Source organism: Massilia paldalensis (genome assembly GCF_044901715.1).
Classification (GTDB): domain Bacteria; phylum Pseudomonadota; class Gammaproteobacteria; order Burkholderiales; family Burkholderiaceae_D; genus Telluria; species Telluria paldalensis.
The window spans coordinates 778,294-803,127 of record NZ_JBJCIU010000002.1 but is presented as its reverse complement, the minus strand read 5'-3'; the positions used below and the strand labels follow the sequence as shown (position 1 = coordinate 803,127).

General features: G+C 67.4%; 26 protein-coding genes and 1 riboswitch. Of the genes, 12 read left to right on the top strand and 14 right to left on the bottom strand.

Features of this window, described 5'->3' with window-relative positions; genetic code table 11:
* Positions 1 to 57 precede the first annotated feature (57 nt).
* Positions 58 to 840 (top strand): transglycosylase SLT domain-containing protein, encoded by a 783-nt coding sequence (locus ACI1V7_RS13285; protein WP_404532223.1) that lies wholly within the window; start codon positions 58 to 60, stop codon positions 838 to 840.
* Positions 841 to 1,133: 293 nt separating this feature from the next.
* On the opposite strand, the gene nusB is transcribed toward ACI1V7_RS13285, so the two are convergent.
* From nusB to ribBA, 3 genes are all read right to left on the bottom strand, one after another.
* Positions 1,134 to 1,604 (bottom strand): transcription antitermination factor NusB, encoded by a 471-nt coding sequence (nusB, locus tag ACI1V7_RS13280; protein ID WP_404532222.1) that lies wholly within the window; start codon positions 1,602 to 1,604, stop codon positions 1,134 to 1,136.
* A 17-nt stretch (positions 1,605 to 1,621) separates the two neighbouring features.
* Positions 1,622 to 2,101, bottom strand: a complete 480-nt coding sequence (ribH, locus tag ACI1V7_RS13275; RefSeq protein ID WP_290411540.1) for a 6,7-dimethyl-8-ribityllumazine synthase — start codon at positions 2,099 to 2,101, stop codon at positions 1,622 to 1,624.
* A gap of 91 nt (positions 2,102 to 2,192) precedes the next feature.
* Complete coding sequence (ribBA, locus tag ACI1V7_RS13270; RefSeq protein ID WP_404532221.1) at positions 2,193 to 3,305, bottom strand: bifunctional 3,4-dihydroxy-2-butanone-4-phosphate synthase/GTP cyclohydrolase II; 1,113 nt, start codon at positions 3,303 to 3,305, stop codon at positions 2,193 to 2,195.
* A 246-nt stretch (positions 3,306 to 3,551) separates the two neighbouring features.
* Here ribBA and ACI1V7_RS13265 point away from each other — a divergent pair, with 246 nt between their 5' ends.
* Complete coding sequence (locus ACI1V7_RS13265) at positions 3,552 to 6,437, top strand: M16 family metallopeptidase (protein ID WP_404532220.1); 2,886 nt, start codon at positions 3,552 to 3,554, stop codon at positions 6,435 to 6,437.
* Between the two features lie 65 nt (positions 6,438 to 6,502).
* On the opposite strand, the gene ACI1V7_RS13260 is transcribed toward ACI1V7_RS13265, so the two are convergent.
* The gene (locus ACI1V7_RS13260) at positions 6,503 to 8,461 is read right to left on the bottom strand and encodes a S9 family peptidase (protein ID WP_404532219.1); all 1,959 of its coding nucleotides are present in this window, start codon (positions 8,459 to 8,461) and stop codon (positions 6,503 to 6,505) included.
* Positions 8,462 to 8,617: 156 nt separating this feature from the next.
* Positions 8,618 to 9,541, bottom strand: a complete 924-nt coding sequence (locus tag ACI1V7_RS13255) for a LysR family transcriptional regulator (RefSeq protein ID WP_404532218.1) — start codon at positions 9,539 to 9,541, stop codon at positions 8,618 to 8,620.
* A 104-nt stretch (positions 9,542 to 9,645) separates the two neighbouring features.
* Here ACI1V7_RS13255 and ACI1V7_RS13250 point away from each other — a divergent pair, with 104 nt between their 5' ends.
* Together ACI1V7_RS13250 and ACI1V7_RS13245 are read left to right on the top strand one after the other, a co-directional pair.
* Positions 9,646 to 9,972, top strand: coding sequence for a nuclear transport factor 2 family protein (locus ACI1V7_RS13250; RefSeq protein ID WP_404532217.1), 327 nt, complete (start codon positions 9,646 to 9,648; stop codon positions 9,970 to 9,972).
* Positions 9,969 to 10,748: an SDR family oxidoreductase gene (locus ACI1V7_RS13245; protein WP_404532216.1), complete on the top strand. Its 780-nt coding sequence runs from the start codon at positions 9,969 to 9,971 to the stop codon at positions 10,746 to 10,748. The genes ACI1V7_RS13250 and ACI1V7_RS13245 overlap by 4 nt, the downstream gene beginning before the upstream one ends.
* Positions 10,749 to 10,758: 10 nt before the next feature.
* On the opposite strand, the gene ACI1V7_RS13240 is transcribed toward ACI1V7_RS13245, so the two are convergent.
* The 9 genes from ACI1V7_RS13240 to glyA all read right to left on the bottom strand — a co-directional run bounded on the left by ACI1V7_RS13240 (position 10,759) and on the right by glyA (position 18,056).
* Complete coding sequence (locus ACI1V7_RS13240) at positions 10,759 to 11,394, bottom strand: riboflavin synthase (RefSeq protein WP_404532215.1); 636 nt, start codon at positions 11,392 to 11,394, stop codon at positions 10,759 to 10,761.
* Between the two features lie 23 nt (positions 11,395 to 11,417).
* Entirely contained in the window at positions 11,418 to 12,524 is a 1,107-nt protein-coding gene (ribD, locus tag ACI1V7_RS13235) for a bifunctional diaminohydroxyphosphoribosylaminopyrimidine deaminase/5-amino-6-(5-phosphoribosylamino)uracil reductase RibD (protein WP_404532528.1), read from the bottom strand.
* Between the two features lie 117 nt (positions 12,525 to 12,641).
* Positions 12,642 to 13,214 carry a GspH/FimT family pseudopilin gene (locus tag ACI1V7_RS13230; protein ID WP_404532213.1) on the bottom strand — a complete coding sequence of 191 codons (573 nt, stop codon included), beginning with the start codon at positions 13,212 to 13,214 and terminating at the stop codon, positions 12,642 to 12,644.
* Positions 13,211 to 13,702, bottom strand: coding sequence for a type IV pilin protein (locus ACI1V7_RS13225; RefSeq protein WP_404532212.1), 492 nt, complete (start codon positions 13,700 to 13,702; stop codon positions 13,211 to 13,213). Before ACI1V7_RS13225 ends, ACI1V7_RS13230 begins: the two co-directional genes overlap by 4 nt.
* 22 nt (positions 13,703 to 13,724) lie before the next feature.
* Entirely contained in the window at positions 13,725 to 14,606 is an 882-nt protein-coding gene (locus tag ACI1V7_RS13220; protein ID WP_404532211.1) for a pilus assembly protein, read from the bottom strand.
* A complete protein-coding gene (locus tag ACI1V7_RS13215) occupies positions 14,603 to 15,541 on the bottom strand; it encodes a PilW family protein (RefSeq protein ID WP_404532210.1) in 939 nt (312 codons plus the stop codon). The genes ACI1V7_RS13220 and ACI1V7_RS13215 overlap by 4 nt, the downstream gene beginning before the upstream one ends.
* On the bottom strand, positions 15,538 to 16,074 hold the full coding sequence (gene pilV / locus ACI1V7_RS13210) for a type IV pilus modification protein PilV (protein ID WP_404532209.1): 537 nt from the start codon (positions 16,072 to 16,074) through the stop codon (positions 15,538 to 15,540). Before pilV ends, ACI1V7_RS13215 begins: the two co-directional genes overlap by 4 nt.
* A 144-nt stretch (positions 16,075 to 16,218) precedes the next feature.
* Positions 16,219 to 16,677 carry a transcriptional regulator NrdR gene (gene nrdR, locus ACI1V7_RS13205; RefSeq protein WP_314543649.1) on the bottom strand — a complete coding sequence of 153 codons (459 nt, stop codon included), beginning with the start codon at positions 16,675 to 16,677 and terminating at the stop codon, positions 16,219 to 16,221.
* Positions 16,678 to 16,808: 131 nt separating this feature from the next.
* On the bottom strand, positions 16,809 to 18,056 hold the full coding sequence (gene glyA / locus ACI1V7_RS13200) for a serine hydroxymethyltransferase (RefSeq protein WP_404532208.1): 1,248 nt from the start codon (positions 18,054 to 18,056) through the stop codon (positions 16,809 to 16,811).
* Between the two features lie 107 nt (positions 18,057 to 18,163).
* A riboswitch (ZMP/ZTP riboswitch) is annotated at positions 18,164 to 18,291 on the bottom strand.
* A gap of 192 nt (positions 18,292 to 18,483) precedes the next feature.
* Here glyA and ACI1V7_RS13195 point away from each other — a divergent pair.
* From ACI1V7_RS13195 to ybgF, 8 genes are all read left to right on the top strand, one after another.
* Positions 18,484 to 19,230 carry an SDR family oxidoreductase gene (locus tag ACI1V7_RS13195; protein WP_404532207.1) on the top strand — a complete coding sequence of 249 codons (747 nt, stop codon included), beginning with the start codon at positions 18,484 to 18,486 and terminating at the stop codon, positions 19,228 to 19,230.
* A gap of 240 nt (positions 19,231 to 19,470) precedes the next feature.
* Positions 19,471 to 19,875 (top strand): tol-pal system-associated acyl-CoA thioesterase, encoded by a 405-nt coding sequence (ybgC, locus tag ACI1V7_RS13190; protein WP_404532206.1) that lies wholly within the window; start codon positions 19,471 to 19,473, stop codon positions 19,873 to 19,875.
* A 22-nt stretch (positions 19,876 to 19,897) separates the two neighbouring features.
* Positions 19,898 to 20,581 (top strand): protein TolQ, encoded by a 684-nt coding sequence (gene tolQ / locus ACI1V7_RS13185; protein WP_314543655.1) that lies wholly within the window; start codon positions 19,898 to 19,900, stop codon positions 20,579 to 20,581.
* A 21-nt stretch (positions 20,582 to 20,602) separates the two neighbouring features.
* On the top strand, positions 20,603 to 21,031 hold the full coding sequence (locus tag ACI1V7_RS13180) for an ExbD/TolR family protein (RefSeq protein WP_404532205.1): 429 nt from the start codon (positions 20,603 to 20,605) through the stop codon (positions 21,029 to 21,031).
* A gap of 7 nt (positions 21,032 to 21,038) precedes the next feature.
* A complete protein-coding gene (gene tolA, locus ACI1V7_RS13175) occupies positions 21,039 to 22,100 on the top strand; it encodes a cell envelope integrity protein TolA (RefSeq protein WP_404532204.1) in 1,062 nt (353 codons plus the stop codon).
* A 51-nt stretch (positions 22,101 to 22,151) separates the two neighbouring features.
* On the top strand, positions 22,152 to 23,414 hold the full coding sequence (gene tolB / locus ACI1V7_RS13170; RefSeq protein WP_404532202.1) for a Tol-Pal system beta propeller repeat protein TolB: 1,263 nt from the start codon (positions 22,152 to 22,154) through the stop codon (positions 23,412 to 23,414).
* A 25-nt stretch (positions 23,415 to 23,439) separates the two neighbouring features.
* On the top strand, positions 23,440 to 23,967 hold the full coding sequence (gene pal / locus ACI1V7_RS13165) for a peptidoglycan-associated lipoprotein Pal (protein ID WP_404532201.1): 528 nt from the start codon (positions 23,440 to 23,442) through the stop codon (positions 23,965 to 23,967).
* Positions 23,968 to 24,071: 104 nt separating this feature from the next.
* Positions 24,072 to 24,833: a tol-pal system protein YbgF gene (gene ybgF / locus ACI1V7_RS13160; RefSeq protein WP_404532200.1), complete on the top strand. Its 762-nt coding sequence runs from the start codon at positions 24,072 to 24,074 to the stop codon at positions 24,831 to 24,833.
* Position 24,834: the final 1 nt, after the last annotated feature.

Sequence of the window (24,834 nt, the reverse complement as noted above, 5' to 3'; positions counted from 1 at the left end):
ACGTGGTCTTCCGTGATCAAAACGGCACGCGGTATCTTTACCACCGCAAAACATACGATGACCGTATTCGGTTTTTCCGCAGTGGCCATGATGGCGCTGCTGTACTACCGCCCCGATTTCGCGAAACGGGTGTCGGAACTGCTCAATCCGCAGCACGCAGCACCAGTGGCCGTCGCGGCCGCTCCCGTGCAGCCGAAGGCCGAGGCCGAACCGGTGCAGGTGGCCGAGGACAAGGCGAGCCCACGTACCACGCGCCAGCAGAAGTACGTGACGGACTGGCTGTCGCGCCGCTACCGCGTGGCCGGCGACGCCGCCAACATGCTGGTCTCCACCGCCTACAGCACGGCGCACGAGATCAAGCTGGATCCGCTGCTGATCCTGGCCGTGATGGCGATCGAATCGGGCCTGAACCCGTTCGCCGAGAGCCCGATGGGCGCGCAAGGCCTGATGCAGGTGATGTCGAAGGTACACAGCGACAAGTTCGAGGAAGTCGGCGGCAAGGAAGCCGCGCTGGATCCGGTAGCCAACATCCGTGTCGGCGCCCAGATCCTGAAGGATTACGTGACCCGCACCGGTTCCGTCGAAGGCGGCCTGAAGACCTACGTGGGCGCCGCCGCCTTCGAGGACGACTCGGGCTACGGCAACAAGGTGCTGGCCGAGTACCGCCGCCTGAAGCAGGTTGCCGGCGGCAAGAACGTGCCGATCTATAACACCCCGCCGGCCCCGACGGCGGTCCTGGTCCAGAAATCCGCCCCGGCCCCGGCCAAGGCAGACAGCGCCGCCGCGAGCGACAGCGCCCACGGCGCCAGCCAGAACGGCGAGACCGTCGCCGGCCTGTAAGCCACGTAACGATCCCTGGTCGAAAGCCACCGTTGGCGGAAGCCGCGGTGGCTTTCTTTTTTCCCATTCCAGTACCCAAGCAACGTCGTCGCTGCGCCAACCGACGTCGTCCCTTCGCCTACCCCACGTCGTCCCTGCGAAGGCAGGGACCCAAGCTCCGTTTGCGTATCTTCGGCGCATGAAAATTGGGTCCCTGCCTTCGCAGGGACGACGGGCCGCGGCCGCCACATAAAAAAAGCCGCCCCGGTCTCCCGGGGCGGCTTCTCTCTACTATATATAGAGGGTCGTCCGAATCAGCGCTTCGCGTCCGCCGCCACTTCGTCCGGACGCAGCTTGCCCACCAGGCGGTCGAGCACGCCGTTCACGTATTTGTGGCCGTCGATGCCGCCGAAGGACTTGGTCAGCTCGACCGCTTCGTTGATCACGACGCGGTACGGAATCTCGATCTGGTTCTTCAGCTCGTAGGCGCCGAGCAGCAGCACGGCGTGTTCGATCGGCGACAGCTCGGCGACGGGGCGGTCGATCGTCGGCTGCAGCATCTCGCGCAGCTCGACCGACTGGGCGATCGCGCCATGCAGCAGTTCCTTCACGTACTCGCTGTCGGCCTTCTCGAAGCCATGGGCGGTGCGGATGTTGGCGATGACCGTTGCGGCCGGCTCATTGTTCAGCAGCCATTGATACAGACCCTGGAGGCCGAACTCGCGGGCGCGGTGGCGCGGCGTGCGGTTCTTGTTCGGGTTGGCGTGCGTGGATTTGTCAGTCATGTTATACCTGTATTGCGTCAGTCTTCTTCGGCCTGCAGTTCTTCGAGGCCCAGCAGCAGATTGGCCATCTCGACGGCCACGCGAGCCGCGTCGGTGCCCTTCTCGGCCATGCGGACTTCCGCCTGCTCGTCGTTTTCCGTGGTCAGGATCGCGTTGGCGATCGGCATGCCATAGTCCAGGCCGACGCGGGTGATGCCGGCGCCGGATTCGTTCGAGACCAGCTCGAAGTGGTAGGTTTCGCCGCGGATCACGGCGCCCAGCGCGACCAGCGCGTCGAACTGCTGGGTCTCGGCCATCTTCTGCAGCGCCAGCGGGACTTCCAGGGCGCCCGGCACGGTCACGTGCAGGATGTCCTCGTCGGCCACGCCCAGGTGTTTCAGCTCGGCCAGGCAGGCCGACAGCAGGCCGTGGCCCACGTCCGCGTTGAAACGCGCCTGTACGATACCGATGCGCAGGCCTTCGCCCTGCAGATTGCTTTCAAAAGTTCCTACCGTCATGGCTGCCTCTTGTTCTGTTGATTCGTTGATGTGAATGGTAACGCGTAACGCCCGTGCGCAACGCGTCCCGTCGTTGTATAAATGGGCCGGATTACGCTTCCGGCTTGGCCAGGTAGCCGGTGACCTCGAGGTCGAAACCCGTCATCGAAGGCATCTTGCGCGGATTGGCCAGCAGCTTCATCTTGCGCACGCCCAGCTGGCGCAGGATCTGCGCGCCGATGCCGTAGGTACGCAGGTCCAGGTTGGCCGCGCGGCCGGCCGGGCGTGCGGCCGGCTTGTCCATCGTGCCGAAGCGCTCGAACAGCTCGGTCGCCGTCTCGCCGCAATTGAGCAGCACGATGACGCCGGCGTCGGACGCCTTGACGGCCTGCATCGCCGCCGCCAGGTTCCACGAGTGCGAGGTGCAGGCGGTGTCGAGCACGTCCAGGATGGAGACGGGCTGGTGCACGCGCACCAGCGATTCCTCTGCCTGCGCCGGTTCGCCGTGCACGAGCGCCAGGTGGGCCGAGCCGCTCGGCTGGTCGCGGAAGGCGATCAGCTGGAAGTCGCCGTGGGCCGTGCACAGCGTGCGCTCGGCCACGCGCTCGACGAGCGTCTCGTTCTGGCTGCGGTAGTGGATCAGGTCGGCGATCGTGCCGATCTTGATGCCGTGCTCCTTGCCGAATTCCAGCAGGTCCGGCAGGCGCGCCATGGTGCCGTCTTCCTTGATGATCTCGCAGATGACGGACGCCGGGGTCAAGCCCGCCATCTCCGTCAGGTCGCAGCCCGCCTCCGTATGGCCAGCGCGCATCAGCACGCCGCCCTTGACGGCGCGCAGCGGGAAGATGTGGCCGGGTTGCACCAGGTCTTCCGGCTTCGCGTCCTTGGCGACGGCGACCTGGATCGTGCGTGCGCGGTCGGCCGCCGAGATGCCCGTGGTGACGCCTTCGGCCGCTTCGATCGACACCGTGAAGTTGGTGCCGAACGAGGTGCCGTTACGGCTGGTCATCATCGGCAGTTCGAGGCGGTCGCAGATCTCCTCGGACAGCGTCAGGCACACGAGGCCGCGCGCGTGGCGGATCATGAAGTTGATCGCTTCCGGGGTGACGTGCTCGGCGGCGAGCACCAGGTCGCCCTCGTTCTCGCGGTCTTCCTCGTCGACGAGGATCACCATGCGCCCGGCGCGCAGTTCTTCGACGATTTCCTGGGTGGTGGAGATGGGCATGGGGTTTCCTCGCTTCGGGCGGCTGGTACGAAATCCGCTATTTTAAAGGATTCGGCACCATTTAACTGCCCTTCCCGGCCATTTCCTGCTGCCATGACTTCGTGAGCGATGCCGGCATGTTCATGTTCGTTGCACTATGACAACGATATGTCTGTCAATATGTGTCATACATCATGCCGTGTTGTAACTGTGCGGCGCCGCGCGCGGGTTAGAATGGGTTTCCAGCCCCAACCGGACACCCTCTGCATGATCTCCCGTTTCACCAGCCTCGTCCGTTTCACCCTCCTCCTGCTCGCCCTGGTCGCCACGGTGCCGGGCCCGGCGCTGGCCGCCACCGCCGCGGCGGCGCTGCCCGACCTGAACGCGCCGCTGCCGATCGGCCCGCAGGTCAAGGTCGGCAAGCTGGACAACGGACTGACCTACTACATCCAGCGCAACCGCAAGCCGGAGCACAAGCTCGAACTGCGCCTCGTCGTGAAAGCGGGCTCAATCCTCGAAGATGAAGACCAGCAGGGCCTGGCCCACTTCACCGAGCACATGGCGTTCAACGGCTCGACCCACTTCAAGAAGCACGAGCTGGTGTCCTACCTGCAGTCGATCGGCGTCAAGTTCGGCGCCGACCTGAACGCCTACACCTCGTTCGACGAGACCGTCTACGTGCTGCCGGTGCCGGCCGAGCAGCCGCAGGACCTCGACAAGGCCTTCCTCGTGCTGGAAGACTGGGCGCACGGCCTGACCCTGAATGCCGAGGACATCGACAAGGAACGCGACATCGTGCTCGAAGAACTGCGCCTGGGCAAAGGCGCGGGCGACCGCATGCAGAAGGTACTGATGCCGAAGATCTACAACGGCTCGCGCTACGCGGACCGCCTGCCGATCGGCCAGGAAACGATCCTGCGCAACTTCAAGCCGGACGCCATCCGCCGCTTCTACCGCGACTGGTACCGTCCCGACCTGATGGCCGTCGTCGCTGTCGGCGACGTCGACCCGGCGCAGATCGAGCAGCTCGTCAAGCGCCACTTCGCCGGCCTGAAGAATCCCGTGCCGGAGCGCAAGCGCGACTACGCGGCCATTCCCCCGCGCGCCGGCACGGAGGCGCTCGTGGTGACGGACAAGGAATCGGGGCCGGCCTCCGTGCTGATCCGCTATCCCGTGCAACCCTACCGCGAGCGCGCCACGCTGGCCGGCTACCGCGAGCAGCTGGTCGAGAGCCTGTTCTCCGGCATGCTGAACCAGCGCCTGGCGGAACTGGCGCAGACGGCGTCGCCGCCGTTCATGGGCGCCAGCAGCGCGCCGGGCCGCCTGACGCCGCGCTACCGCTCGTACAACGCGATGGCCGCGCTGGGCAAGAACGGTCCCACGCCCGCCATCGACGCGCTGGTGCAGGAAAACGAGCGGGCGCGCCAGTTCGGCTTCGGCGCGGCCGAGCTGGAACGCGTCAAGAAGACGCTGCTGCGCACCTACGAACTCGCCTGGAACGAGCGCGACAAGACCGACTCGGCCCAGTACGCGGCCGAATACATGCGCCACTTCCTCGAGGGCGAGGCGATCCCGGGCATCGACGCCGAGTACCGCTTCGTCAACGCGATGGTGCCCGGCATCACGCTGGACGAGATCAATGCCTACGCGCGCCGCACGATTCCCGCGGACTCGGGCAAGCTCGTGATCTACACGGGCCCCTCCGGCGAAGGCGCCGCCGTCCCGACGGGCGACCAGCTGCTGGCCGCCGTCGCCGCGGCCGAGCGGCGCGACGTCCAGAAGCTCGACGAGAAGGCCGTCGCCGCGCGCCTGATGGACAAGCCACCGGCGCCGGGCAGCATCGCGTCGGAAACAAAGGACGCGCGCCTGGGCCTGACGCGCCTGACGCTGTCGAACGGCGTCAAGGTCATCCTCAAGCCCACCACCTTCCGCAACGACCAGGTCCTGATGAGCGCGGCACGCTTCGGCGGCCAGAGCCTGTTCGACGAGCGCGACACCTTCAATGCGCGCTATGCCGACACCATCGTCGCCGCCATGGGCCTGAAGGATTTCACGCCCGTCGACATGCGCAAGATCCTGGCCGGCAAGGCCGCCGCCGTCAGCGCGGGCCTGGGCAGCAACACGGACGTGGTCGCGGGCACGGCCGGCGCCACCGACGTCGAGACGATGCTGCAGATGGTGTGGCTGAAGTTCGCCGGCGTGCGGCGCGACGAGGACCTGTACAAATCCTTCATCGGCAAGCAGATGGAACTGGCGCGCAACCGCCTGGGCCAGCCGGGCGCGCTGTTCGGCGACGCCGTGCTGGCCACGCTGTACGACAACAATCCGCGCGCGCCCCGCGCCCTGCGTCCCGAGGACATCTCGCGCATCGACCTGGACCGCGCCATCGCCATCTACCGCGAGCGCTTTTCCAGCGCCAAGGACCTGACCTTCATCTTCGTGGGCAGCTTCGACGTGGCCGCCATCAAGCCGCTGCTGGCCACCTACCTGGGCAGCCTGCCGACGCCCGACATCCCGACCACCTACCGCGACCTGGGCATCCGTCCCGTGAAAGGCGTCGTCAAGCGCGTCGTGAACAGCGGCTCGGAAGACCGCAGCACCGTGTCGCTGACCTTCACGGGTCCGGCCGACGTGACGGAAAAGGAAGAGCTGCGCCTGGGCGCCCTGACCGAGGTGATGAACCTGCGCATCATCGACGTGCTGCGCGAAAAGATGGGCCTGATCTACGGCGGCGGCATGGAAGGCTCGATGACGCGCCTGCCCTACAGCCACTACACGGTGGGCGTGACGCTGCCGACGGGCCCGCAGAACGTGGGCAAGGTCGTCGACACCACCTTCGCCGAGATCGAGCGCCTGCGCACGCGTGGGCCCGAGCAGTCGGAACTGGACAAGGTCAAGACCAACTGGCTGCAGTCCTACCGCAAGTCGCTGCAGGACAACGGCTACTGGCTGGCGACGCTGCAGACCTCGCTGACCGAGGGAACGGACCCGGCCAACATCCTGCGCTTCGACAAGGAAGTGACGGCCCTGAGCGTGGAGGACGTGAAGCAGGCGGCGCAGCGTTACCTGAACACGCAGAACTACGTGCAGGTCGTATTGAATCCGGAGAATCCGGCCACCGCCAAGCGGGAGCAGGCGGTGTCGCAACGTTGATGGCAGGGGTCAGAGCCCGGTGTTGCTTTTCAAGGGGCTCTGACCCCGGTGTTGAACGGAGCCGATTACTTCAAATACTTGGCGAACCACGCCAGCTGGCGCGCACGCAAGTCCTTCTGGTGCTCCGGCTTGCGCAGCGCGTGCCCCTCGTCCTCGTACACCACCAGCGCCGTCGGCGTGCCCATCGCCTTCAGGCCGTGCCAGAACTCGAACGACTGCGCCGGCGGGCACTCGACGTCGCGCTCGCCCACGTAGATCAGCGTCGGGGTCTTCGCCGCCTTGATCGACTCGATCGGCGAAGCGGCGCGGTACACGGCCGGGTCGTCGTACATGGTGGCGCCGAAGAACGGCACCATCCACTGGTCGATGCCGTTCTGGCCGTAGTAGCTGATCCAGTTGGCGATGCCGGCGCCGGCGACGGCCGCCTTGAAGCGCTGGCTGTGCGTCACGCCCCACATCGTCATGAAGCCGCCGTAGGAGTGGCCCATCAGGCCCAGGCGCTCGCCGTCGATCGGCGCCTGCTTGATGGCGGCGTCCACGCCGGCCAGGATGTCGCGCCAGTCGCCGCCGCCGAAGTCGCGCTTGTTGGCGCTGCCGAACGCGCTGCCCTGGCCATAGCTGCCGCGCGGGTTCGGCATGAACACGAAGTAGCCGGCCTTGACGAGGTCGCGCGCCAGCGGATTGCCGCTGTCGCCGGCCGCCACGTAGCGCGGCGTCACGGCGGCCGCCGGGCCGCCGTGCACCTGCACGATCATCGGGTACTTCTTGCCGGACTCGATCTTCGCCGGGCCGATCAGCCAGCCCTGCACGTCGAAGCCGTCGTTGGTCCAGGCGACGCTGCGCGCCGACACCTGGGCGGCGAAACCGTCGTTGTCGCGCGTGACGGGCGCCAGCGCCGGCAGCCGGCCGGCGACGATGCGCGGCGCGTGCTCGTAGTCCTCATGGACGGACGCGGCGATCGTGCCGTCGGCGCTGAACGCGAAGCGGCCGTCGCGGCCGGCCGCGGCGGTGACGGGACCCTTCCACAGGATGCGCGTGCTGCGCGCGGCCGGGTCGATCGCGGCCACGCCCGCATCCGACCCCGCCAGCACGGAGGCCAGCAACTCCTTGCCGCGCCAGGCGATGCCGTTGAAGGTGCCCTTGTAGTTGGGGGTGACATCGACCGGCTGGCCGCCGTCGATGGAGACCGTGTACACGTCGCCGCCGACGGAGCCGAAGTCGCTCATCAGGCCGCCGATGAAGGCGACCGTGCGGCCGTCCGGCGACACGTGCGGCATGTTCATCTGCATCTTCGGCGCCGCCAGCACGCGCAGCTTGCCGCTGGCCGCGTCGACGTGGCCGAGGGTCGCGACCCACCAGTTGTTGTCGCCGTTGCCCTTGGCGCTGGTGACGACGAAGCCCTTGCCGTCCGGCGTCCAGTCGTATTCGTAGACGAAGGTGTCGGCGGGCGAGACCAGGCGCACCTCGCCGCCCGTGGCCGGAATCACGGCGATGCGCTGCTCGTCCTCTTCCTGGGCCAGGCCGATCTCGCCGACCTGGCGCGCGCCCGCTTCCACAGCGCCCGTCAGTTTCTTCGCGCCGACGGTGGCAAGGAAGGCCAGCTGGCGGCCGTCCGGCGACCAGCGCACGGTGCTGGCCACGCCCTTCACGCTGGTCAGCGCGGACATCCTGCCGTCCTTGAGCAGGTAGACGGTGGCCGTGCCGGCCTTCGGATCGCTGCCGACGACGGCCAGCGCCGTGCCGTCCGGCGACCAGGCCGGGGCATCGAGACGGCAGCCCTGGCAGTCGGACTGGTAGGTAGTGGCGATCTTGCCGCCGGCGCGCTCGCGCACGACGACGCGCGGACCCGCCTTCGGCTCGCCGTCCACGCTCTCGATCGCGGCGATGCGCTCGCCCGCGCCGTCCAGCGCCAGCGCGCGGTAGGTCCGCATCCCATTCTGGTCGGCCGAGGCCAGTCCCGCTGCTGCCAGCAGCGCCAGCAGCGTCGCCGCCCGTGCCACCGTCTTCGTGTGCTTCTTGGTCATGTCGCGTCCTGATGTGTTGTCGTTGTAGAGAGTGACAATTCTCTCGTCAATACGGACGCGCGGATGTGGCGCCTACATTGCTGGAATTGCCAGCAGGCAGTCTACGCCAATTGCTTTTTGGAAGAAATATTTGTTTCGCGCCGGGCTCGGCCGGCGTCACGCCTGCACTGCGGCCGCGTCCAGCACGCCCTCGCCGGCCAGGATCGACGCCTGCTCGACCAGCGCCCGCATCTTCGGCTGGTTCTGGCTGCGCATCGGAAAATACAGGTACAAGCCCGACGTGTCCGGCACGCAGCCGGGGAGCAGGCGCACGAGACGGCCGTGGGCGACGTCGTCGCCGATCTCGATGTCCGGCAGGTAGGCGATGCCGAGTCCCTGGCGAGCGAGCTCGGCGATCATGCGCGTGTCGTTGACGCACAGGGCCGCCTGCGTATCGAGCTGGAACTCGCCGTCGCCGTCCCGCAGCCGCCACGGCGGCAGCGCGCCGGACGTCGAGAAACGGTAGCGGATGGTGCGATGCGCCAGCAGGTCGCGCGGCACGGCGGGGACGCCATGCTCCTCGACGTACCGGGGCGATGCCACGATGGACCACGACAGGGGCCGGCTGAGGCGGACGGCCACCATGTCCTGGGCGATCGCCTGCCCCAGCCGCACGCCCGCGTCGTAGCCGGCCGCCAGCAGGTCGACGAGGCCGTCGTCGAGCGAGAGGTCGAAGGTGATGTCGGGGTAGCGCGCCTGCATGCGCGGCACCAGGTGGCGCGCCAGCAGGAAGCCGAAGGCGCGCGGCGCCGTGACCCGCAGGTTGCCCGAGGGGCGCTGCTGGAACTGTGCCAGTTCCGCGAAGGCGTCGTCGATCTGGCCCACGGCGGGCCCGAGCGAGGCGAGGAGTGCCGCGCCCGCATCGGTCAGGGAAACGCGGCGGGTATTGCGCGTGAACAGCGTCACGCCATGCCGGCTTTCCAGCGCGCGCACACCCTTGCTGACTGCCGTCGGGCTCACCTCCAGCTTGCGGCCCGCCAGCGTGAAGCTGCGCAGTTCGGCGACGGCAAGGAACAAGCGTATCAATTCGAGGGAGCTCATCGTTTCAATTGTGAACCTGTGGTTCATGGAGCATAGCCGTTTCATGCCTTTTTCGCCATGTTGCACCGTCCTAGACTGTGCCCACACAACCAAGGAGAACCTTCATGATCCCATTACCTTCCCAGATTGCCGCCTACGTGGAGGCGAGCAACCAGCAGGATCCGGCGGGCGTCGCCCGCTGCTTCGTGGCGGACGCCATCGTCGACGACGACGGCACCGTGAAGCGCGGCCACGCCGAGATCCTCGCCTGGGCGCAGCAGAGTACCGAGCGCTACCGTGCCACGATGGATCCCGTGAGCCTCATGGACGTCGAGGGCCTGTGCGTGCTGCGTGCCAGTGTGCGCGGCAATTTCCCGGGCAGCCCCACGATGCTGGATTTCCGCTTCACGCTGCAACCCGACGGCATCGGCGCGCTGGAGGTCCTCGTATGAACGACCATTCCTTCCAAGGCAAGCACGTGCTGGTCACGGGCGGCACCAAAGGGATGGGCGAGGCGCTCGTCCACGTGCTGGCGCAACGCGGCGCGACCGTGATCAGCACGGCGCGCCACGCACCGGAGGCACCGTGCGCCGGCGTGCGCTACCTGCAAGCCGACGTCGGCACGGCCGCAGGCGCACTTCAGGTGGCCGAGGCCGTCCTGGGCGAGTTCGGCCCCCTCGACTTCCTGGTGAATAACGTCGGCGGCTCCGCGGCGCCCGGAGGGGGCGCGCTGGCGCTCGACGATGGGGAGTGGGATGCCGCGCTCCAGCAGAACCTGATGTCCGCCGTGCGGCTGGACCGCGCCTTCCTGCCCGGCATGCTGGAACGGGGCGCGGGCGCCATCGTCCACATCACGTCGATCCAGCGCCTGCTGCCCCTGCACGAATCCACCGTCGCCTATGCGGCTGCGAAAGCGGCGCTGCGCAACTACAGCAAGTCGCTGGCGAACGAATTCGGACCGCGCGGCATCCGGGTCAACTGCGTGGCGCCCGGCTTCATCGAGACGAAAGCGACACAGGACTTCATCCGGCGCCTGGCCACGCACCGGGAAAGCAGCATGGACGAGGCGCGGCAGGCCATCATGGATTCGCTCGGCGGCATTCCGATCGGCCGGCCGGGGCAGCCGCAGGAAGTCGCGGAACTGGTCGCCTTCCTGCTGTCGCCACTCGCGGCCTCGGTGCACGGCGCGGAGATCGTGATCGACGGCGGAACGATTCCCACCGTCTGACCGCGCGACCTCAGGCCTTGGTCGCGCTCAGCATGCGCTCGACGTAGCGCGCGATCAGGTCGATCTCGAGGTTGACCTTGGCGCCGGCATGCAGGTGCTTGAGCGTGGTGACGGCGATCGTGTGCGGGATCAGGTTGATCGAGAAACGGCAGCAGGCGGCGGCGCTGCCTTCCGCGTGGACGTCCAGGACCTCGTTGACGGTCAGCGAGACGCCGTTGACGACAATCGAGCCTTTATAGGCCAGGAACTTGCCCAGTTCCTGGGGCGCGTCGACGACCAGCTTGTACGACTCGCCAACCTTGTCGAAGCTGTGCACGGTGCCAAGGCCGTCGACGTGGCCGGACACGAGGTGACCGCCCAGGCGCTCGGCCAGCGTCAGCGCCTTTTCCAGGTTCACTTCGCCCGGCTGGTCCAGGCCCACGGTGCGGTTCAGGCTCTCGCGCGAGACGTCGACGGCGAAGGCGCTGTCGCTCTTCTCGACCACCGTCATGCAGGCGCCGTTGATCGAGATCGAGTCGCCCAGCGCGACGTCGGCCAGCGGCAGGCCGCCCGCGTCGATGTCCAGGCGCACGCCGGCGAACGAGCCGCCTTCGAGCGGCTTGACGGTCTTGATGCTGCCCACGGCAGCGACGATTCCAGTAAACATGGTGGTTCCTTCGTGTTGAATGCTTATGCGTGTTGATGTTCTGCGGGATGCCCGTCCCGGTCGAAGCGGGCGACGATGCGCAGGTCCGGCCCGACCTGGGCCACGCCGTGGAAGCGCAGCTGGCGCTTGTCGGCCAGGCGCGCCAGCGGCGGCAGCGCGAACATGCCCTGCCCCGGCCCGACCAGGCTGGGGGCCAGGTAGACGAGCAATTCGTCGACGCAGCCTTCGCGCACGAGAGAGGCGTTCAGCTTCGATCCGGCCTCGACGTGCAGCTCGTTGATCTCGCGCCGGCCCAGTTCCAGCATCAGCGCCGGCAGGTCGACCTTGCCCTCCGCGTTGGGCAGCATCAGGATTTCGTGGCCGCGCGCGCGCAGGGCCCCTTCCTTGGCGGCATCCGGTTGCGCGGCCACGATCCAGCACGGGTCGCCCTGCAGGATGCGCGCGTCCAGGTCGATGTCGAGGCGGCTGTCGACGATCACGCGGCGCGGGGCCACGGCATTGTCCGGCAGGTCGATGCCGCGCACGGTCAGCTGCGGATCGTCGGCCTTGACGGTGCCGATGCCGGTCAGGATCGCGCTCGCGCGCGCGCGCCAGGCATGGCCGTCGGTGCGCGCCTGCGGGCTGGTGATCCACTGGCTCTCGCCACTCTCCAGCGCCGTGGCGCCGTCCAGGCTGGCGGCCGTCTTCAGGCGCACCCATGGGCGGCCGTGGCGCATGCGCTGGAAGAATCCGATGTTCAGTTCGTAGGCCTGGTCGGCCAGCACGCCCGCGCTGACGTCGATGCCGGCCGCCTCCAGCTGCGCCAGGCCCCGTCCCGCCACCAGCGGGTTCGGATCGGTCATGGCGGCAACCACGCGTCCCAGCCCCGCTTGTACCAGCGCATTCGAGCACGGTGGCGTGCGGCCGTAGTGGCTGCACGGCTCCAGCGTCACGTAGGCGGTGGCGCCGCGCACGTCGTTGCCGCGCGCCTGGGCGTCGCGCAGGGCCTGGATCTCCGCATGGGCCTGGCCGGCCGGCTGCGTGTGGCCGGCGCCGATGACGGCGCCGTCCTTCACGATCACGCAGCCGATGCGCGGGTTGGGCGCCGTGATGCTCATGCCTTTCGCCGCCCATTCCAGGGCCAGCGCCATGCCGTCGATATCGCTCAGTATCTGCACCGTGTGTTCGTTCCTTGCTGTGCTTCGTTCGTGCCGCTTGCGTGCCGGGCGCCTGTCCCTGCAGGCGGGAGGCGCTACATCGCGGCGGCGTCAGGACGGCGGCGCCGCGGCGCCTTCGCAGGCATCGTCGCGTGTCGGATCGCAGGTGCGCGCCCGTCCCAGCATATTGATTTTAATACGGCGGATGCCGTCGCCATGGAACAGCGACAGCGTGCCCCAGCGTGCGGACGCCGGGTTGGTCGCGCTGCAGCTGCGCCCGGCGCCATTGTAGGCGATATAGAACGGCGGCGCTGGGCTCGTGAAGACGAAGTCGACGGCGACGCCCGGCGCCAGCGGCCCGTGCGCGGCGATGACGTCGTCGCCCGGGCCGGGCCGGCCGTCGCCGTCGTTGTCCTGGAACACGGTCCAGCCGCGGGCCCAGTCGACGCCCGCCGGATCGAGCGGCACCAGCGCCACCTGGCGGCCGCGCGCCAGCGCCTGGGCCCGCGCCAGGTTGATCGCACCGAACAGGTCGCCGGTGGCGGCCTTGAGCTGCTGGGTGCGCACCATGGCGGCCAGGTCGGGGGCGCCGAACGCCAGCGTGACGGCGCACACGGCCAGCACGATAGCCAGCTCGGCCAGCGAAAAGCCGCCGCTTGTCCCGCACCCGGCCCGCGCCTTCATGGCCAGCAGCGCGCGCCGTTCGCCGCCTGCGCGCCCTGGCGCCCCTGGCTGTCCAGCGTCAGCGCGCCGCAATCCGGATCGCGGAAACGCGCGTCGACGCGGACCGTGCCGGGACGCGCCCGCACCTCGACGCAATCGGCGATCTCCATGCCCGGACAAGCGTGCGCGTCGAGCTCGTAGTGGCTGGACGCGGCCGCCGCGCCGGACCACCAGCGGAACTCGCCGGCATCCTCGTCCGGCATCGCATCCGCGGCGAACGCCAGGTAGCCGTTGTGGCGCATCCGGTAGCGCTCCTGCGCCTGCATCGTCTCGATCAGCGCGAACTGCCCTTCCGTGCGCTTGGTGCGCACGATATAGCCCGCATAGTTCGGATAGGCGAGCGCACCCAGGATCGACAGGATGGCGAGCACGATCAGCATTTCGAGCAGGGTGAATCCTGCGGCCTGGCGGGACTGCGTCATCGGGAACCTCTCGGGTCGCGTGCTCATGTGGGGTGCTCGTCGGGTAAGGTCACTGTCGGGCGCGGGCGTGCAGCGCGGGCCAGTTGGCGATCTCGCGCCAGCCGATGCGGCCGGTGGGAAGCGGTGGCGGCGCGGGTGGGTCCGGTCCCGAAGGGGTGCCGGCTTCCTGTTCCGCATCGCGTTCTTCGTCCTGCGCTTCGTCCGGCGCTTCGTCCTGCCCCTCGCCCTGCTCTTCGTCCTGCGGCCGGGCGCCCTGGCCGTCCGCCGCGGGATCCGCCTCGGGATGCGCGCCAGCATCCGCGGCCGGCTTGCGGTACAGCGTTTGCAGGACCACCTGCGTCGACGCGCGCATGCCGAAGCCGATGGCCGTGATGCGGTAGAAGCTGCCATGCGCCGGACCGGCGCCCTCGGGTTCCAGTTTTTCGATGAGGTAGCCCGGCAGGCGCGCCGGCAGCGTGCCGGCCCCGAGCGGCAGCACGGCACCCGTGTAGCGGCCGTAGGGCACCAGCACGGTGGTATCCGGGTCGGCCAGGTCAACGTCCTGCCAGGCCGGCGGCGCCGCCACGCGGCACAGGCCGAGGTCGGCCGGGCCATGGCCGCAGCCGTCGGCGAATCCCGCCCCGTCCGGCTGCGCGATCACGGCTGCGCGCGCGGTGGCATCCGCATCGGCACCGGCACCGGCACCGGCATGGGCACCGGCAGCGGCACCGCCAGCGGCGCCGGCGAGATCACGCTCCGCATCCAGCAGCGCCGCCTCGGCCGCCAGCCGCGCCGTCACGCGGTCGCCTTCGTTGCGCGCGGACGCCAGCAGCGCGAAGGCGCCGCGCGCCACGGCCACGCCGATGACCATCGCCGCCGCCAGCAACAGCAGCACGCAGGCCAGCGCCAGGCCGCGCTGCAGAGCCGGGCGCGTCGACCGTGGTGCCGTCATGGCGCCGCCGCCGGCAGGGCGACCGTCATCGTGAACAGGCGCCGCTCGCGCAGGCGCAGCGCCGGCGTCATCGCGTCCTCGCGGAGCACGCTGCCTGCGTCGGTATCGCCGGCCGCACCGCCCTCGCCATCCCCGTACGCCGGGCCGAGCAGCGCATAGGCGGCGGCGCCGGGCCGGGTCCGCGTCGCCTTCGCACCGTGCAGCAGCAGGCCGATGCGCACGCTGACGACACGCTTCCACCAGGTGCGCCGGTGCAGCTCCCGCTCGTCCACTAGGCCCAGTGCCGCGTCGAGCGCGCGCACGGCATCGGCATTCACGTAGCGGTTCGGGGCGCCGTCGCGCGGCTCGTCGGTGTCGATGCCGTAGAGGAGCTGGAAACCGTCGACGCCGGACACGATGGCGTCGGCGCTCCAGTTGGCGTTGCCGCGGTACTTGCAGCGCAGTTCCGGCTCGCCCTGGCCGTTGCGCGCCACGTAGAAGATGCTCCACCCCTCCTCGCCATCGGCCACCGTGAAGCCGGCGCAGTCGACGCTGCTGCCGTCGCCGGCGGGCATGGGCCCGCTGCCGGGAAAGCGCACGGCCAGCACGTCGCTGCCGGCGACGGCATCCGCCGAGGGATCGTCGATGCCGGGTGTCGTCCGGCCCACGCTGCGGGCATCGAGTCCGGCAATGCGTGCAGCCGCGGAATCCGCATCGGCGGCGAGAAGGCTGTCGGGATCGGTTGCCGCGGCCTGGCGCAGCGCCCTAGCGACGAGCTCCAGCGCATAGCGCCCGCCATCGTCGATCGCAGCCGCTTCCATCTGGGCCACGTAGGCGCCATTGGCCAGGACGAGCAACTGCCCGGCGCCGAGCAGGACGGCAAGGCCGATGGCCAGCGCCACCAGCATCTCCGGCAGCGTCATGCCGCGGACACGTGCGGGACGCGGCGGCATCATGGCGCACCGCCCGGCAAGGGCATCTGCAGCCTGGGTGCGCCGACCCCGCCGCCGGCAGAGGATTCGCGCCAGCCCAGCTTGGCCACGAGCGGCGCGCCGGGCTCGGCTGAACACGCCCATGCGGATGCGTTGCCGGCATCGCGGCAGACGCGGATACGTCCGCCGGGAAAGCGCTCGGCCAGTATCCGGGCCACTTCGGCCAGGTCGCATTCGGCGAGGCGGGCGGCGTCGCAATCGCCGTCGGCAAAGCACGGCGCGGCCGCAACCGGTTCACCGGCACCGGCGTCGTAGTCGAATCGTGAATAGGGATTGCTGCTGTCGGGCCGGGACATGGCCGGCGGGTTGGCGCGCATGCGCTCGGCCAGCGTGGAGACCAGGCGCACGCCGTCGGCCAGGCGCGCCGCTTCCTGCTGCGAGCGCAGGGCCAGTGTCTGCAGCGCGCAGGCGCCGGCGACGCCGAGGGCGGCCACGAACAGGGCCACCAGCACTTCGACCAGAGTGAATCCGCCGCCACCGAATCTGCCGCCACCCATCGCCCACCTCCCCCATCCCGTTCGCATGAGATGCGAAGGTAGCAGCCGAGCCAGGGCCAGCGATGAGCTGCCTCAAGCGTGCGGATGCAACGGAATCGGTGGGTGCGGCTCTAAAGGATTACTTGCGTGGCTTATTTGCGTGGCTCATTTGCGCGGCTGCCCGACTTCCGCAATCGCTTCCTGGAACTCGGCCAGGTCCTCGAAGTTCTTGTAGACGGAGGCAAAGCGGATGTAGGCGATCTTGTCCAGGCGCTGGAGTTCCTGCATCACCAGTTCGCCCACGTGGACGGAGTCCACTTCGCGGCGGCCGCTGGTGAGCAGCTTTTCCTCGATCGTGGCGACGGCCCGGTCGATGGCGTCGGCGGCCACGGGACGCTTGCGCAACGCCAGCATCAGGCTGCCACGCAGCTTGGACGAGTCGTACTCGGTGCGGCTGCCGTTCTTCTTGACGATGAACGGCATCGACAGCTCGATGCGCTCGTAGGTGGTGAAACGCTTGTCGCACTGGACGCAGCGGCGCCGGCGCCGGATGGCATCGTCCACCTCGGATACGCGGGTATCGAGGACCTGGGTGTCGTCATGATGACAGAACGGACATTTCATGGGGCGCCGGTACTGCTGGTTGATGCATCGATGCTGCGTCGAAGCGAAGCTGGAACGTGGCGCTCCCGCCAAAGGAAGCGAGGGAGCGAGGAGCGCCGGTGACACGAGCGCCCGGAGGCGCTTGTCGAAGCTTACGCTTCGTAGACCGGATATTTGTCGGTCAGTTGCTTGACTTCGGCCTTCACGCGCTCGATGGTCGCGGCGTCGTGCGGGTTGTCCAGCACGTCGGCGATCAGGTGGCCGACCTTGGTCGCGTCCGCTTCCTTGAAGCCGCGCGTGGTGAAGGCCGGGCTGCCCAGGCGAATGCCCGAGGTCACGAACGGCTTCTGCGGGTCGTTCGGGATGCCGTTCTTGTTGCAGGTCATGTGCGCCTGGCCCAGGATCGCTTCCGCTTCCTTGCCCGTCAGGCCCTTCGAGCGCAGGTCGACCAGCATGACGTGCGATTCGGTGCCGCCCGAGACGATGCGCAGGCCGCGCTCGATCAGGGCTGCGGCCAGCGCCTTGGCGTTCTTGACCACTTGCTGCTGGTAAGCCTTGAATTCCGGCGACAGCGCTTCCTTGAACGCGACGGCCTTGCCGGCGATCACGTGCATCAGCGGACCGCCCTGGATGCCCGGGAAGATGGCCGAGTTGATGGCCTTCTCGTGCTCGGCCTTCATCAGGATGATGCCACCGCGCGGGCCGCGCAGCGATTTGTGCGTGGTCGAGGTGACGAAGTCGGCGTGCGGCACCGGGTTCGGGTATTCGCCGGCGGCGATCAGGCCAGCGTAGTGGGCCATGTCGACCATGAAGTAGGCGCCGACTTCCTTGGCCACGCGGGCGAAGCGCTCGAAGTCGATGCGCAGCGAGAAGGCGGAGGCGCCGGCGATGATCAGCTTCGGCTTGTGCTCGCGCGCCAGGCGTTCCATCGCCTCGTAGTCGATGTCTTCCTGCTCGGTCAGGCCGTAGGAGACCACGTTGAACCACTTGCCCGACATGTTCAGCGCCATGCCGTGGGTCAGGTGGCCGCCCTCGGCCAGCGACATGCCCATGATGGTGTCGCCCGGCTTGAGCATGGCGAAGAACACGCCTTGGTTCGCCTGCGAGCCCGAGTTCGGCTGCACGTTGGCGGCTTCGGCGCCGAACAGTTGCTTGACGCGGTCGATCGCCAGCTGCTCGGCGACGTCGACGTATTCGCACCCGCCGTAGTAGCGCTTGCCCGGATAGCCTTCGGCGTATTTGTTGGTCAGCTGCGAGCCCTGGGCCTGCATCACGGCCGGCGACGTGTAGTTCTCGGATGCGATCAGCTCGATGTGGTCCTGCTGGCGCTTGTTTTCCTTCTGGATGGCATCCCAGAGATCCGGGTCGACCTTGGCGAGCGTGTGATCTTTTGCAAACATGAAAAACTCCAATCGATAAGAGAACCCGGCAATGGGTAGCGCTGAAGGGGCGGGGCCGGCGGCAGGAGACAACCGCGCTTTTCACGCGACCAATCACGCGACCAATCAAGGGCTGCCCAGGCGAACGGCATATGGAAACCTCACGTTCCCCGGTGGATTCCCACCTTCGCCGCACGCCTGCCCGGTCTTCGACCGGCGCGGTATCGCGCAGCTTTCGCCAGTTACGTGAGATGTAATGGAACTCCCGATTGTACGGGAAGAGCCCACGGCGAAGCAAGAAACGGGGCAACCCCAGGGGCACCCCCGGGCGCAACCTCGGGATTACCCGGCAGGCGAGCGGCATGAACGGGTACTCAATATGGCCAATTCGGCTACAATCTCGCAATTCGACATTGCAGTTCACCCCGCAGTCCAACCGGAATCCATCATGATCGTTTTCATCACCGGCGCATCGGCCGGCTTTGGCGCCGCGATGGCGCGCACCTTCGTCAAGAACGGCCACCAGGTAGTGCTGGCCGCACGCCGCAAGGAACGCCTGGAGGCACTGGCCAAGGAACTGGGCGAGTCGGCCCTGCCGATCGCGATGGATGTCACCGACAAGGCCTCGATCGAGGAAGCGCTGTCGATGCTGCCGCAGTCCTGGCGCCAGATCGACGTGCTGATCAACAATGCCGGCCTGGCGCTGAACACCCGGCCGGCCCACGAAGTGCCGCTGGAAGACTGGGAAACCATGATCGACACGAACGTCAAGGGCCTGGTGACGATGACCCACGCGCTGCTGCCCTCGATGGTCGAGCGCGGCAGCGGCCTCGTCATCAACCTCGGCTCCGTGGCCGGCCACTACCCCTACCCGGGCGGCAACGTGTACGGCGCCACCAAGGCCTTCGTCGAACAGTTCACGCTGAACCTGCGCGCCGACCTCGTCGGCACCGGCGTGCGCGCCACGAACCTGGCGCCGGGCCTGTGCGGGGGCACCGAGTTTTCCAACGTGCGCTTCAAGGGCGACGACGCGGCCGCCGCCAAGGTCTACGAAGGCACGCAGCCGCTGACGGCCGAGGACATCGCCGAGACCGCGTACTGGATCGCCACCCTGCCCCCGCACGTCAACGTCAACCTGATCGAGCTGATGCCGACCTGCCAGGGCTTCTCGCCCTTCACCATCAAGCGCGGCTGAGTGCATATCGTCGGAATGGCGCCCGCGCAAATTTTTGCGATTTGTAACAGCGGCGCCAAATATGCATGAATCGATGATAAAGTTGCTGGCTTAGCACAAATGACGTTTAGCCAAAGCCGCTGAGTTTTTGATGTTTTGCCTTGCAATTACCGTCCATAGGTCAGGTATACGTGCCCTACCGTACATATGCACGGCAAAAATGGCGTAAAATGTTTCCCAATTTCATATACGGCAGCTGAAATGCCTTCCCTTTTCACCTGGACAGTCCGGGTCTATTACGAAGATACGGACGCGGGCGGCATCGTTTATTACGCCAACTACCTGAAGTTCTTCGAACGCGCGCGTACCGAATGGCTGCGTTCGCTCGACATCCACCAGCAAGACCTGCTCGCCCGGGAAGGCGTGGCATTCGTGGTGCGCAGCGCCGCCATCGACTACCTGGCCGCGGCGCGCCTGGACGACGACGTACGACTCACTCTGACGGTGGAAAAGCTGGGCCGCGCATCGGTCCAGTTCGCCCAGCAAGCCTGGCGCGGCGAGACCCTGCTGGCGCGCGCCGACGTGAAAGTCGGCTGCGTGGATGCCGCCACGATGCGTCCGCGCCCCCTTCCCGACCTTGCCGCTGCTAAAATGCGTGCCGCCTGAACAAACACTACTTCCTACGACGATGAGCGCAGCCCAAGACCTCTCCTTCATTGAACTGATCCGCCACGCACACGTACTGGTGCAACTGGTCCTGGTGCTGCTGATCGCCGTGTCGCTCACCAGCTGGACCTATATCTTCCGCAAGATGTTCGCGCTGCGCGCCGCGCGCCGCCAGACCGAGCAGTTCGAGCGCAGCTTCTGGGCCGGCGGCAACCTGCACACCCTGCACCAGAGCGCCAGCAGCCAGCGCGACCAGAGCGGCCCGCTGGCCCGCATCTTCGAAGCCGGCATGGGCGAGTTCATCAAGGGCAAGCAGGCCGCGCGCGATGCGCTCGACGGCGGCGCCGTGCTGGACGGCGCCCGCCGCGCCATGCGCGCCGCCTTCCAGCGCGAGCTGGACCATCTGGACACGCACCTGAACTTCCTGGCCTCGGTCGGCTCCGTGTCGCCGTACATCGGCCTGCTCGGCACCGTGTGGGGCATCATGAACGCCTTCCGCGGCCTGGCCAACGTCCAGCAGGCCACGCTGGCCGCCGTCGCGCCGGGCATCGCCGAGGCGCTGATCGCCACCGCCATCGGCCTATTCGCCGCGATTCCCGCCGTGATCGCGTACAACCGCTTCACGCACGACATCGACCGCCTGGCGATCCGCTTCGAGAGCTTCGTCGAGGAATTCTCGAACATCCTGCAGCGCCAGTCGCGCTGACCGACGCACGAGGACACCGACATGGCTTTCAACAGCAGCATGCGCAGCTCGCGCCGCAAGCTCAAGTCCGAGATCAACGTCGTGCCGTACATCGACGTGATGCTGGTGCTGCTCATCATCTTCATGGTGACGCCGCCGGCCCAGAACCCGAGCGAGATCAAGCTGCCGAGCGCCGAGCGTTCGACCCAGCCGCCGGACGACTACATCCAGATCGCCGTCAAGGACAAGGGCCAGCTGGCGATCGGCATCAACGGCAAGACCCCGCAGGGACTGGAAGACGTCTCGAACCGCCAGGCCCTGATCCAGCGCCTGGCCGCGATCCACGAAGAGCATCCGGATTACCCGGTCCTGATCGCGGGCGACCGCGAGAGCAAGTACGACGACGTGATCCAGCTGATCTCGGAAGCCAAGAAGATGGGCATCCAGCGCGTCGGCCTGGCCACGAAATAACACACTGATGGCAGCAGAGAAGCGCAACGACAACGACACGGCCGGCCCGCACTACCGGGTACCGCCGGAACCGAACCGCTGGCCCGCGATCGGCCTGGCGGTGGGCGTGCACGCCCTGCTGCTGGCCTTCCTCGTGATCGGCGTGAACTGGCAGAGCAATACCCCGGTGGCCGTCGAGGCCGAGATCTGGGACGTCGACACGAAGATCGCCGCCCCGCCCGCGCCGCCGCCTGAGCCCGAGCCGGAACCCGAACCCGAGACGCCGCCGCCGGAGCCGACCCCGCGCGCCGTCGAACCGCCGCCGCCCCCGGTCGAACAGCCGGCCCCGCCGAAGCAACCCGACATCGCCCTCGAACGCGAGAAGAAGCGCCAGGAAGACCTGAAGCGCAAGGAACAGGCACGCCTGGAACGCGAGCGCGAGGAACGCGAGAAGCAGCGCGAGCAGGAACGCGAGGAACAGAAACGCCTGGAGCAGCAGAAGCGCGAGGACGAGAAGAAGGCCAAGGCCCTGGCAGAGAAGAAGGAACGCGAGCTCGAGGCGAAGAAGGAGAAGGAAGCGCTTGAAAAGAAGGCACGCGAGGACGCGGCCAAGAAGGAAGCCGAACAGAAGAAGAAGGACGAGGCCGAGAAGAAGAAAAAGGCGGACGCGGAGAAGAAGAAGCAGGAAGCGGCCGACCAGAAGAAACGCGACGCCGCGCGCGCCGAGGAAATGCGCCGTATCACGGGCGCCGCCGGTTCCGGCGCGCCGAGCAGCACCGGCACCGCCGAGAAATCGAGCGCGCCGGGCCGCGACAAGGGCTATGTGGCGGCCATCACGGCCAAGGTGAAGGGCAATACCTCGTACGCGGGCGACCTGGACGAACCGGGCAATCCGACGGTGACGTTCATCGTCACCCAATTGCCGACCGGCGAGATCCTGTCGGTGCGCAAGACGAAGAGCAGCGGCGTGCCGGCATTCGACGACGCCGTCGAAAAGGGCATCCGTAAATCGGAACCGCTGCCGAAGAAGAAAGATGGTACGGTAGAGAGAACCCTCGAGATCAATTTCCGCATGAAAGATCTGCAGTAACGAGCGCGGAAATCTGGTCCCGAGCCACACCATTGCTGAGTTGAGAGATTTATGAAGAAACTACATACCCTGCTGTTTTCGGCCTCCTTGTTGATGGGCACGGCCGCACATGCCCAGCTGCGCGTGGAGATCGCCGGCGTGGGCAGCAACCAGATCCCGGTCGCCGTGGCGGCCTTCGCCGACGAGTCGGTGGCGCCGGAACAGGTGTCCGCCATCATCCGCGCCGACCTCGAGCGCAGCGGCGTGTTCAAGGTCATCGATGCGCGCCAGGCCATTTCGGACAGCGCCAGCGTCGACCTGGGCGCCTTCAAGGCCAGCGGCGCCGATGCCCTCGTGGTGGGCTCGGTGCAGAAGATGCCGGACGGCCGTTTCCAGGTCCGCTATAAACTGCTCGACACCGTCAAGCAGACGCCCCTGTCGCAGCTGTCGGATGCCGTCTCGGCCCGCAACACGCGCCTGGAAGCGCACCGCATCGCCGACGACATCTACGAAAAGCTGACCGGCGTGCGCGGCATCTTCTCGACCCGCCTGACCTATGTGCGCCAGGACGGCCCGCGCGACTACAAGCTGGTGGTGGCGGATGCCGACGGCGCCGGCGAGCAGGTCGCGGCGCACGGCAAGGAGCCGATCATCTCGCCGTCCTGGTCGCCGGACGGCACCAAGGTCGCCTACGTCTCGTTCGAACTGCGCAAGCCGGTGATCTACGTGCAGAACCTGGTCACGGGCCAGCGCACGGTCGTCGCCAACGAAAAGGGGAACAACTCGGCGCCCGCCTGGTCGCCGGACGGCACCAAGCTGGCGCTGGCCCTGTCGCGCACGGGCAATACCCAGGTCTTCATCGTCAATGCCGACGGCAGCGGCATGCGCCGCCTGACCACCAGCAACGGCATCGACACCGAGCCGCGCTTCTCGGCCGACGGCCAGAGCGTCTATTTCACCAGCGACCGCAGCGGCGGTCCGCAGATTTACAAGATGAGCGTGGGCGGCGGCCAGGCCACCCGTGTCACGTTCAAAGGCAACTACAATATCAGCCCTCGACTCTCCCCGGACGGCAAGACGCTGGCGTGGATTTCGCAACGCGATGGGGGTTTTTCTCTGTATGCGATGGACTTGGCCAGCGGCCAGGAACAACGCTTGGCCGACGGGGCCACCGAACCGAGTTTTTCGCCGAACGGCAAATACATCATGTATGCAACCAAGGGTGGCGGCCGTACCGCGCTGGCCGTGGTGTCGGTTGACGGGCGCATCAAGCAACGCTTGAGCACCCAGGCGGGAAACATTCGGGAGCCCAGCTGGGGCCCGTTCATGAAGTAAAAATTTTTTGACCAGGAGAAAAACCATGCGCAATCTGAAAACCGCAGCCTTCATCGCTACCGCCGCAGCCCTGCTGTCGGCGTGCTCGTCCACCAAACTGAACGACACCCCGGTCGTCGAAAAGGCACCGGTGGCCGAAGCCGCTCCGCCGGCCGACACCAGCCGCGACATCCGTCCGGTCGAAACCGGCAACGTCGATCCGCTGAACGATCCGAAAGGCGTGCTGGCCAACCGCAGCGTCTACTTCGACTTCGACAGCTACGCCGTGCGCGCCGATGGCAAGCCGGTCGTCGAGAACCACTCGGCTTACCTGACCAAGAACACCGGCCGCAAGGTCCTGATCCAGGGTAACACCGACGAGCGCGGCGGCACCGAATACAACCTGGCCCTGGGCCAGAAGCGCGCCGAAGCCGTGCGCAAGGCCATGACCGCCCTGGGCGTGTCGGACGGCCAGCTGGAAGCCGTTTCGCTGGGCAAGGAAAAGCCGAAGGCCGAAGGCCACGACGAAGCGGCCTGGGCTGAAAACCGCCGCGCCGACATCGTCTACCAATAATCTGGCGCTGTCGACACCGTTCGTGACGGTCGATTGACAGCGGGGCGGGAGGCAGTGCAGACTGCATCCCGCCCCGTTTCCATTTGGATTTAGAAAGCTTACAGATGATCAAACTGCCTCAGCTCCGACTTGCAGCCGTCGCCCTCGCCCTGGCCGCCTGGTTCCCCCTGCACGCGAGCGCCGGCCTGCTCGACGACGACGAAGCCCGCCGCGCGATCCTCGACCTGCGCGCGAAGCTCGAAGCGCTGACGCGCGACGTCAACGGCCGCCTCGACACCAAGGCCGACAAGAGCTCCACGCTCGACATGCTGAACCAGCACGAGCAGACGATGCAGGAAATCGCGCGCCTGCGCGGCCAGGTCGAGGTGCTGGCCAACCAGGTCGCCACCGCGCAAAAGAACCAGAAGGACCTGTACGCCGACCTCGACGCACGCATGCGCAAGCTCGAGCCGCGCCAGGAAGTCGTCGACGGCCAGGCCGCCGAAGTCCTGCCGAGCGAAAAAGCGTCGTACGACGCCGCCATGGAACAGTTCAAGTCCGGCGACTACAAGGGCGCCATCGGCTCGCTGCAGAGCTTCGTGCGCCAGTACCCGCAATCGGCCTACGCCGCCAACGCCCAGTACTGGCTCGGCAACGCCTACTACGCCCAGCGCGACTACAAGAATGCGATCGCGGCGCAGGAAGCCGTCGTCTCGAACTACGGCACCAGCGCCAAGGCGCCGGACGCCATGCTGAACATCGCCAGCAACTACGTCGAGCTGAAGGACAGCAAGAACGCCAAGAAGACCCTGCAGGCGCTGGTCAAGAAGTACCCGGACGCCGCGGCCGCCCAGACCGCCAAGGAACGTCTCGCCTCGCTGAAGTAAG